The sequence below is a fragment of the Micromonospora sp. NPDC049081 genome (assembly GCF_040648835.1).
In the GTDB taxonomy this organism is placed as follows: domain Bacteria; phylum Actinomycetota; class Actinomycetes; order Mycobacteriales; family Micromonosporaceae; genus Micromonospora; species Micromonospora antibiotica.
This window is the reverse complement of the sequence record NZ_JBEZEK010000034.1, coordinates 1-8,902: the sequence shown is the minus strand read 5'-3', so window position 1 is coordinate 8,902 and position 8,902 is coordinate 1. Positions and strand designations below refer to the sequence as shown.

At 72.5% G+C, this 8,902-nt stretch carries 11 protein-coding genes and 1 pseudogene; 3 read left to right on the top strand and 9 right to left on the bottom strand.

Annotation, left to right across the window (positions count from 1 at the left end):
* Positions 1 to 76: 76 nt before the first annotated feature.
* Genes AB0B63_RS29740 through pyrR form a run of 3 tightly spaced genes read right to left on the bottom strand, consistent with a single transcriptional unit; the run spans position 77 to position 2,989 of the window.
* Entirely contained in the window at positions 77 to 1,408 is a 1,332-nt protein-coding gene (locus tag AB0B63_RS29740; protein ID WP_208570159.1) for a dihydroorotase, read from the bottom strand.
* Complete coding sequence (locus AB0B63_RS29735) at positions 1,405 to 2,358, bottom strand: aspartate carbamoyltransferase catalytic subunit (RefSeq protein ID WP_208570158.1); 954 nt, start codon at positions 2,356 to 2,358, stop codon at positions 1,405 to 1,407. Before AB0B63_RS29735 ends, AB0B63_RS29740 begins: the two co-directional genes overlap by 4 nt.
* A 49-nt stretch (positions 2,359 to 2,407) precedes the next feature.
* On the bottom strand, positions 2,408 to 2,989 hold the full coding sequence (pyrR, locus tag AB0B63_RS29730; protein WP_357024759.1) for a bifunctional pyr operon transcriptional regulator/uracil phosphoribosyltransferase PyrR: 582 nt from the start codon (positions 2,987 to 2,989) through the stop codon (positions 2,408 to 2,410).
* Between the two features lie 287 nt (positions 2,990 to 3,276).
* On the opposite strand from pyrR, the gene AB0B63_RS29725 reads away from it, so the two are divergent.
* The gene (locus tag AB0B63_RS29725) at positions 3,277 to 3,765 is read left to right on the top strand and encodes a helix-turn-helix domain-containing protein (protein ID WP_013285505.1); all 489 of its coding nucleotides are present in this window, start codon (positions 3,277 to 3,279) and stop codon (positions 3,763 to 3,765) included.
* 116 nt (positions 3,766 to 3,881) lie between these two features.
* Here AB0B63_RS29725 and nusB read toward each other — a convergent pair whose 3' ends face one another.
* From nusB to aroB, 4 genes are all read right to left on the bottom strand, one after another.
* Positions 3,882 to 4,292 (bottom strand): transcription antitermination factor NusB, encoded by a 411-nt coding sequence (nusB, locus tag AB0B63_RS29720; RefSeq protein WP_208570213.1) that lies wholly within the window; start codon positions 4,290 to 4,292, stop codon positions 3,882 to 3,884.
* Positions 4,293 to 4,315: 23 nt separating this feature from the next.
* Positions 4,316 to 4,873, bottom strand: coding sequence for an elongation factor P (efp, locus tag AB0B63_RS29715; protein WP_091253160.1), 558 nt, complete (start codon positions 4,871 to 4,873; stop codon positions 4,316 to 4,318).
* Positions 4,874 to 5,012: 139 nt separating this feature from the next.
* The gene (gene aroQ / locus AB0B63_RS29710) at positions 5,013 to 5,468 is read right to left on the bottom strand and encodes a type II 3-dehydroquinate dehydratase (protein WP_357024755.1); all 456 of its coding nucleotides are present in this window, start codon (positions 5,466 to 5,468) and stop codon (positions 5,013 to 5,015) included.
* Positions 5,465 to 6,541 carry a 3-dehydroquinate synthase gene (gene aroB / locus AB0B63_RS29705; protein WP_357024752.1) on the bottom strand — a complete coding sequence of 359 codons (1,077 nt, stop codon included), beginning with the start codon at positions 6,539 to 6,541 and terminating at the stop codon, positions 5,465 to 5,467. The genes aroQ and aroB overlap by 4 nt, the downstream gene beginning before the upstream one ends.
* A 326-nt stretch (positions 6,542 to 6,867) precedes the next feature.
* Between aroB and AB0B63_RS29700 the strand changes: the two genes are divergently transcribed.
* Positions 6,868 to 7,389 (top strand): DUF2243 domain-containing protein, encoded by a 522-nt coding sequence (locus tag AB0B63_RS29700; RefSeq protein WP_208570155.1) that lies wholly within the window; start codon positions 6,868 to 6,870, stop codon positions 7,387 to 7,389.
* Complete coding sequence (locus AB0B63_RS29695; RefSeq protein WP_208570154.1) at positions 7,386 to 8,171, top strand: cytochrome c oxidase assembly protein; 786 nt, start codon at positions 7,386 to 7,388, stop codon at positions 8,169 to 8,171. The genes AB0B63_RS29700 and AB0B63_RS29695 overlap by 4 nt, the downstream gene beginning before the upstream one ends.
* Here the strand turns inward: AB0B63_RS29695 and AB0B63_RS29690 are convergent.
* Together AB0B63_RS29690 and AB0B63_RS29685 are read right to left on the bottom strand one after the other, a co-directional pair.
* On the bottom strand, positions 8,161 to 8,667 hold the full coding sequence (locus AB0B63_RS29690; RefSeq protein WP_357024748.1) for a shikimate kinase: 507 nt from the start codon (positions 8,665 to 8,667) through the stop codon (positions 8,161 to 8,163). The genes AB0B63_RS29695 and AB0B63_RS29690 overlap by 11 nt on opposite strands.
* Before the next feature lie 55 nt (positions 8,668 to 8,722).
* Positions 8,723 to 8,902: pseudogene (locus AB0B63_RS29685) on the bottom strand (chorismate synthase); the annotation flags it as partial.

The following is an 8,902-nucleotide window of genomic DNA, read 5'->3' as shown; positions in this document are numbered from 1 at the left end:
TACGTTCCTCGCTCGGATCATGCGTCCCCTCCGATCCGGACTGCGGGACTCCGCTTCGCTACGTTCCTCGCTCGGATCACTTGACAGCCTTTCCGTCCAGGACCGTCGGCTCGCCGCGCAGGAAGGTCGCCACGATGCGACCCGGCAGCGTCATGCGGGCGTACGGGGTGTTGCGACTGCGACTGGCCAGCTCCGCGGGCTCGATCACGCGTCGGGCGGCCGGGTCGACCAGGGTCAGGTTGGCCGGTACCCCGGGTGCCGGGTCGAGGCCGTGGCCGTCGAGTCCGGCGATCCGGGCCGGGGTCCGTGACATCCGGTCGGCGATCAGGTCCCACTGCGGGCCGAGCACGTCGAGGGCGATGGACAGCGCCGTCTCCAGACCGAGCATGCCCGGCCGGGCGTACGCCCACTCGCACTCCTTGTCCTCCACGGCGTGCGGGGCGTGGTCGGTGGCGACGACGTCGATGACGCCCTCGGCGAGCGCGGTGCGCAGCGCGGCGACGTCGGTGCCCGTCCGCAACGGCGGGTTGACCTTGAAGACCGGGTCGTAGCTGGCCGTCGGGCTCCAGTCGGGCGAGAGCCCGGGGCTGGCCTGCTCACCCCGGCCGGCCACCACCTCGTCGGTGAGCAGCAGGTGGTGCGGGGTGACCTCCGCGGTGACCCGTACCCCCCGGGCCTTGGCCTGGCGCAGCACCTCGACGCTGCCGGCGGTGGAGACGTGGCAGACGTGCAGCCGGCTGCCGACATGCTCGGCGAGCAGCACGTCGCGGGCGATGATCGCCTCCTCGGCGACGGCCGGCCAGCCGGTCAGCCCGAGCCGGGTGGAGACCTCACCCTCGTGCATCTGCGCGCCCTCGGTGAGCCGGGGTTCCTCGGCGTGCTGGGCGATGATCCCGTCGAACGCCTTGACGTACTCCAGGGCCCGGCGCATCAGCTTGGGGTCGGCGACGCAGTGCCCGTCGTCGGAGAAGATCCGCACCCGGGCCGCCGAGTCGGCCATCGCGCCCAGTTCGGCGAGCCGCTCGCCGGCCAGCCCGACGGTGACCGCGCCGATCGGCTGCACGTCGACCAGCCCGGCCTGCCGGCCGAGCCGCCAGACCTGCTCGACCACGCCCGCGGTGTCGGCGACCGGCGAGGTGTTCGCCATCGCGCAGACCGCGGTGTAGCCGCCCAGCGCCGCCGCCCGGGAGCCGGAGTCGACCGTCTCGGCGTCCTCCCGGCCGGGCTCGCGCAGGTGGGTGTGCAGGTCGACCAGGCCGGGCAGGGCGACCAGGCCGGTGCCGTCGATGACGGCGGCCTCCGGGTCGGTCAGCCCGGCTCCGGTCTCGGCGACGACGCCGTCGCGGATCAGCAGGTCGGTCGGCGGGCCGCCGACGACGCTCACGTTCGTGATCAGGTACGCGGTCACCGGTTGTTTCCTCCGAGCAGCAGGTAGAGCACGGCCATCCGCACGGAGACCCCGTTGGCGACCTGTTCGACGATGGTGGAGCGGGGTGAGTCGGCGACCTCGGGGGTGATCTCCATCCCCCGGTTCATCGGCCCGGGGTGCATGACGATCGCGTGTTCGGGCAGCCGGCGCATCCGTGGCCCGTCCAGCCCGTAGCGGCGGGCGTACTCGCGGGCGGACGGGAAGTAGGAGTCGTTCATCCGCTCCCGCTGCACCCGCAGCATCATCACCACGTCCACCCCGGGCAGCACCGCGTCGAGGTCGTAGCAGACGTCGGTGCCGGGGTCGGCGTCGGTCGCCACGGATCCGACGCCGGCGCGGGCGGCCCAGTCGACCGGGATCAGCGTCGGCGGGCCGACCAGGGTGACCTTGGCGCCGAGGGTGCTCAGCAGCAGGACGTTGGAGCGGGCCACCCGGGAGTGCAGGACGTCGCCGACGATCGCCACGTGCAGGCCGGCGAGCCGACCCAGCCGGGCCCGCATGGTGTACGCGTCGAGCAGCGCCTGGGTGGGGTGCTCGTGGGTGCCGTCGCCGGCGTTGACCACCGACCCGTCCACCCAGTTGGCCAGGCGGTGCGGGGCCCCGGAGGCGGGGTGCCGGACGACCACCGCGTCGGCCCCCATCGCCTGGAGGGTCAGCGCGGTGTCCTTCAGGCTCTCGCCCTTGGTGACGCTGGAGCCCTTGGCGGAAAAGTTGATCACGTCGGCGCTGAGTCGCTTGGCGGCGGCCTCGAACGAGATCCTGGTCCGGGTGGAGTCCTCGTAGAAGAGGTTCACCACGGTCCGGCCGCGCAGCGCCGGGAGCTTCTTGACCTCGCGGCCGGCGACGGTGGCCATCTCGGCGGCGGTGTCGAGGATCTGGGTCGCGGTGTCGGCGTCCAGGTCGGCCCCGGAGAGCAGGTGTCTGATCACGGGCGGGGCCGCCTCTCGTTCGCGTCTGCCGGATGCCGTCGCGGCGCGCTCACCGGGTCCCCACGCAGAGTCGGACCTCGTCGGCGCCGTCGGTCTCGACGAGGGTGACCTTGACGCTCTCGGCGAGCGCGGTCGGGATGTTCTTGCCGACGTAGTCGGCGCGGATCGGCAGTTCCCGGTGGCCCCGGTCGACCAGCACGGCGAGCTGCACCGAGGCGGGCCGGCCGACGTCGTTGAGGGCGTCGAGGGCGGCCCGGACGGTACGGCCGGAGAAGAGCACGTCGTCGACGAGGACGACCCGCTTGCCGTCGATGCCGCCCGGGGGCAGTTGGGTCGGGCCGACCGCACGGGTGGCGTGCCGACGCAGGTCGTCGCGGTAGAGGGTGATGTCGAGCACCCCGACCGGGACGTCGACGTCCTCGAAGGTGCTGATCCGGGCGGCGAGCCGTCGGGCGAGCGGGGCACCCCGGGTGGGGATTCCCAGCAGGACGGTGTCGGCGGCGCCCTGGGTCTTCTCCAGGATCTGGTGGGCGATCCGGTCGACGACGCGCTGGACGTCGGCGCTGGCGAGGATCACCTTCACCGAGGGTTGTCGCTCGGGCGACGGGTGGGCAGCCGGTGGGCAGGCCACGGCGGACCTCCTTCCCCGCCTCACGGGACGGGTCGTTAAAGGATGTCGGGGGTGTCCGGTCGGGTCAGGGTGGCCCGACCGGGGCTGGCGGCCACGTTACCAGCGGTCACCTCGCGGTTCACCGCGACCCACTGATCCCTGGATCAGGACGGTGAAATCCGGACAACTCCCCCGCTATCTCCGATGGGAATGTCACGAGCACTTGACCACGTGTCGCAATCCCCGTACCGTCACGCTCCGTAGCGATCGCTGGGAGAACCCCAAAGCACAGCACTGGGAGTGTCCGAATGCCCTCTGAATACGCCAAGTCGCTGGGCGCCCGCCTGCGCTCCATCCGCCAGCAGCAGGGCCTGTCCCTGCAGGGGGTGGAGGAGAAGTCAAACGGACGCTGGAAGGCGGTGGTGGTCGGCTCGTACGAGCGCGGCGACCGGGCCGTCACCGTGTCCCGGCTGGCGGAGCTGGCCGACTTCTACCGCGTACCCGTCTCGGAGCTGCTGCCCGACGGCAGCGGCGTACGGCACGAGCCCACCAGCAAGATCGTCCTGGACCTGGAGCGGCTCTACGACGAGGCCTCCGAGGACCTCGCCTACGTCGCCCGGTACGCCCGGGCGATCCAGCAGCAACGGGGCGACTACAACGGCCGGGTGCTCTCCATCCGCGCCGACGACCTGCGCGCCCTGGCGATCGTCTACGACGCCTCGCCGTCCGGGCTGATCGAGCGGCTCACCGAGCACGGTGTGCTGGTCGCCGACCCGCGGGCGTTCTTCGCCTCCTGATCCGCGGTCGCTGACGTCAAAGGGCCCGTGCCGTCCGGCACGGGCCCTTCTGTCACACCGTCTCCCGCCCCCGGCGGCGCGGACCGGCCCTGGTGGGGCGGCACGCGCGCGACCGGTCAGCGGGTGGCGTACTCGGCGATCCGGCCGAGGATGCCGTTGAGGAAGCGCGGCGAATCGTCGGTCGACATCTGCCGGGCCAGCTCCACCGCCTCGCTGATCGCCACCGCGTCGTCGATCTCGTCGACGTAGAGCAGCTCGTAGACGGCGATCCGGGCCAGGTTGCGGTCGACCGCCGGCATCCGGTCCAGGGTCCAGCCCTCGGCGTAGCTGGCGATCACCTCGTCGATCCGGTCGAGGTGCGCGGCGACCCCCTCGACCAGACCGACCGCGTAGTCCAGGTGCTCGGGACGCGGTTTCTCGATCCGCTCGACGTAGCCGGCGAGCACCTCGACCGGAGGCCGGTCCCGCAGGTCCGCCTCGAAGAGCACGTCCAGCGCCCGCTTACGCGCCTTGCGACGCGCCGGCATCTGCTGCTTGGCGCCCTCGGCCATCAGGCCCGGCCGAGGTAACGGCCGTCGCGGGTGTCGACCTTGATCTTCTCGTCGGTGGTGATGAAGAGCGGCACCTGCACGGTCGCGCCGGTCTCCACGGTGGCCGGCTTGTTGCCGCCGGTCGACCGGTCGCCCTGCAGACCCGGCTCGGTGTAGGTGACCTGGAGCACCACGCTGGTCGGCAGCTCGATGTAGAGCGGCACACCCTCGTGGGTGGCGACGGTCGCCTCGGCCTCCGGGAGGAGGTAGTTGGCGGCCTCGCCGACGGTGCCGCCGGGGACGGTGATCTGGTCGAACGTCTCCAGATCCATGAAGACGTAGTCCTCACCGTCGGCGTAGAGGTATTGCATGGTGCGCTTGTCGACGGTGGCGGTCTCGACCTTGGTGCCCGCGTTGAAGGTCTTGTCGACGACCTTGCCGGACAGCACGTTCTTCAGCGTCGTGCGGACGAACGCCCCACCCTTACCGGGCTTGACGTGCTGGAACTCGACGACGGCCCAGAGCTCCCCGTCGAGGTTGAGTACCAGGCCGTTCTTGAGGTCGTTGGTGGATGCCATTTCCTGCCTTGATCATCAATTGGCGGACAGACCTGGCAAGTCTACTAGCTGCGTCTAATCGGCGGCGGTTCCGGCGGCCGGGGACCGGTCCGCCGCCACCGACCACCCCGACCGTCACGCACAGTGACGGAAGTGGGGGTCAGTCGGTCCCGCCGAGCCGGGTGGCGAGGTGCCGCAGCGCGAGCCGGTAACCGTCCACGCCGAGCCCACAGATGACGCCGGTGGCCACCGCCGACACCACCGAGTGGTGCCGGAACTCCTCCCGGGCGTGGATGTTGGAGATGTGCACCTCGACCAGGGGCGCGCGCAGCAACGCGCAGGCGTCCCGCACCGCGATCGAGTAGTGCGACCAGGCCGCCGGGTTGAGCACCACCGCCGCGCCCTCGTCCGCCGCCCCGTGCAGCCAGCCCAGCAGCTCGTGCTCGGCGTCGGTCTGCCGGACCACCACGTCCAGCCCCAGTTCCCGGCCCGTCTCGACGCAGAGCGTCACCAGGTCGGCATAGCTGGTCACGCCGTACACGTCGACCTGACGGGTGCCCAGCCGGCCCAGGTTGGGCCCGTTGAGCACGTACACCCGGGGGGTGGCGGTGGTCACCGGCTGACCTCCCGGTAGGCGGCGTGCAGCAGCTCGTCGTCCGGGCCGTCCAGGATCGCCGGCCGGGCCAGCCCGTCGAGCACCACGAACCGCAGTCGACTGCCCCGGGCCTTCTTGTCCACCCGCATCGCCGCCAGCAGGTCCGGCCAGGCGTCCGCCGGGTAGCTGGTCGGCAGATCCAGCGCGGTCAGCACGCTGCGGTGCCGCTCGGCGGTCGCCGCGTCGAGCCGACCGGCCAACCGGGCCAGGGTGCCGGCATAGACGGTGCCGACGGAGACCGCGTGCCCGTGCCGCCAGCGGTACCCCTCGACCTTCTCGATCGCGTGGGCCAGGGTGTGCCCGTAGTTGAGCACCTCACGGACACCCGACTCGCGCAGGTCACCGGAGACCACGTCGGCCTTGACCCGGATCGCCCGCTCGATCAGCTCCCGGGCCACCGGGCCGGTCGGGTCGACGGCGGCCGCCGGGTCCGCCTCGACCAGGTCCAGGATCACCGGGTCGGCGATGAAACCGCACTTGACCACCTCGGCCAGCCCGGCGGCCAGGTCGGCCGGCGGGAGGCTGTCCAGCGTGCCCAGGTCGGCCAGCACCCCGACCGGCGGGTGGAAGGCACCCACCAGGTTCTTGCCGGCCCCCGTGTTGACCCCGGTCTTACCGCCGACGGCGGCGTCGACCATGCCGAGCAGCGACGTCGCCACCGGCACCCAGCGCACCCCGCGCAGCCAGCAGGCCGCGACGAAGCCGGCCAGGTCGGTCACCGCACCGCCGCCCACCCCGACCACCGCGTCGGTACGGGTGAAGCCGGCCGCACCGAGCTGCTCCCAGCAGTCGGCGGCCACCTCGACCCGCTTGCCCGCCTCGGCGTCGGGCACCTCGATCGCCAGCGGGGTGACCCCCGCCCCGGCCAACCGCTCGCCGATCTCCTCGGCCAACGCCCGCAGGGGCGGCGCGTACAGCACCGCCGCCCGGGTCGCGTCGGGCAGCAACGCGGGCAGCTCGGCCAGCAGGCCCCGCCCGACCAGTACGTCGTACGGCTGTTCGCCGCCGACCGGAATCCGGGTCACCTCGTCCATCGCCGGGAGCCTAGTCCAGCGTCGGCTTCGACACGGCGGGTGTCCACCTGGTGGCGGTCCGGGAGACGGGGTGGCTGACCGACCACGGCCCGGAGATCGGACCACCGACCGCCCGACCCGACCCTCGTCGCGTGCCGGACCCACCGGATGCCAGACCCACCGCGTGCCGGAACCGCCGGATGCCGGACCTGCCGGATGCCGGACCCTCGTCGCGTGCCGGACCTGCCGGATGCCGGGTCCACCGCGTGACCGCACGGCAGGGTCGGCGTTTAGCCCGACGGGACCCGGGCACCGGGGACGGGATCGACCCGAACGCGGAGGAACCCATGGCCAGCACCACCATCGACGGCGCGGACATCCGGCTGCCGGCCGTCATCCTCGGCGTCGGCCTCGGCGGGTTCGTCGACGGCATCGTCCTGCACCAGGTGCTCCAGTGGCACCACATGCTCAGCAGCACCGGCAGCGACAACGTCGGGATCAGGGCGTATCCGGTGGACACCGTGCCCGGGTTGCAGATGAACACCCTGTGGGACGGACTGTTCCACGTGGTGACCTGGGTGGCGGTGCTCACCGGGCTGGCCCTGCTCCACTCCCGGGTCACCCGGTCCCGGGGCCGACTGTGGCGCTCCGGGATGCTCTGGGGCTGGGCACTGGTCGGGTGGGGACTGTTCAACCTGGTCGAAGGGGTGATCGACCACCACCTGCTCGGCATCCACCACGTACACGGTGGTCCGCACCAGACCGCCTGGGACGTCGGCTTCCTGCTGCTCGGGGCGGCACTGGTGGCCCTCGGCTGGGCGGTCCAGCGTCGCGCCACGGCCGTGGACACCTGCGCCGGGCCGCGATGACCGGGGCGCACGACGGCGGGGTCGGACCGCTGCTGCTCGTACCGGCGGTGGTGTTCTGGGGTTATCTGGCCGCCGCCCTGCGCCAGCGCGACCCGGGGCGGGCCGGTTGGAGCCACTGGCGGACCGCCAGTTTCGGCGCGGGCGCGGCGCTGCTCGCGCTGGCCCTGCTGCTGCCCGCCCACGACCTGGTCGGGCACATGTGGCAGCACCTGCTGGTCGGCATGCTCGCGCCGCTCGGGCTGGTGCTGGGCGCACCCGGCACGCTGGCCCTGCGGACGGTACGCCCCCGGGCCGGCCGGGCCGCGCTGCGGCTGCTGCGGCATCCCGCCGTGGCGGTGGCCACCCACCCGGTCACCGGCCTGCTGCTCACCGCCGGGGGCCTATACCTGTTGCACCTGACGCCGCTGTACCGGGCCACCCTGGCCCACCCCGGCCTGCACCCGCTGCTCCTGCTGCACTTCCTGCTCAGCGGGTACGCCTTCACCTGGGCGATCGCCGGTCCCGACCCCGGGCCGCACCGCCCCGGCGTGCCGGTGCGTCTGGTGGTGCTCGGCCTGTCCGTCGCCGCCCACGCCACCCTGGCCCAGCTGATGTACGCCGGCCTGGTCGACGCCGCCGCCCCCGCCGACCAACTGCGGACGGCGGCGACCCTGATGTACTACGTCGGCGACCTGGCCGAGATCCTGCTCGCGCTGGCCCTGCTGGTGACCTGGCGGCCCGAACCCCGACGGAACGGGTCGACGCCGGTCCGGCGTCGCCGGGTGGGCCCGGTCAGGGCTTGAGCAGGGCGACGATCTCGGCAGCGAGGTCCTCCGGCGCGCGGCCGTCGGTCACCACCGTCGCCGTCGCGACCTCCGTGTAGAGCGGCCGACGCTGGTCCATCAGGTGCTTGAGGGTGGCGCGCGGATTCACCGACAGCAACGGCCGGCCGGCACCGAGCCCGACCCGCTTCACCGCGTCGGGCAACTCCACCGACAGGTGCACCACGGTGTGCCCGACCAACGCGGCCCGGTTCTCCTCGGCGAGGATCGCCCCACCGCCGAGGGCGAGCACCCCGGCGTGCGACGTCAGCGCCGCCAGCACCGCAGCCCGTTCCAGGGCCCGGAAGTGCGCCTCGCCCTCGTCGATGAAGATCTCCGGGATCGGCTTGCCGGCCATCTGCTCGATGTCGGTGTCGGTGTCCCGGAACGCCACCCCGAGCAGGGTGGCCAGCTCCGCGCCGACGGTGCTCTTGCCGGAGCCGGGCGCCCCGACCAGCACGCAGACAGGCTTCGTCACTGGGTTGGCCTCTCGTTCGCGACTGCGGGGCTGCGCTGCGCCGCACTCCTCGCGTTCACCGGATGATCAGGCTGTCGAGGTAACCGGTCAGGTTGCGGCGGATCTCGACCACCGAGTCACCACCGAACTTCTCCACAGCAGCCTCAGCGAGGACCAACGCCACCATCGCCTCCGCCACCACCGCAGCAGCGGGAACCGCACACACATCGCTACGCTGGTTGATCGCCGTCGCCGG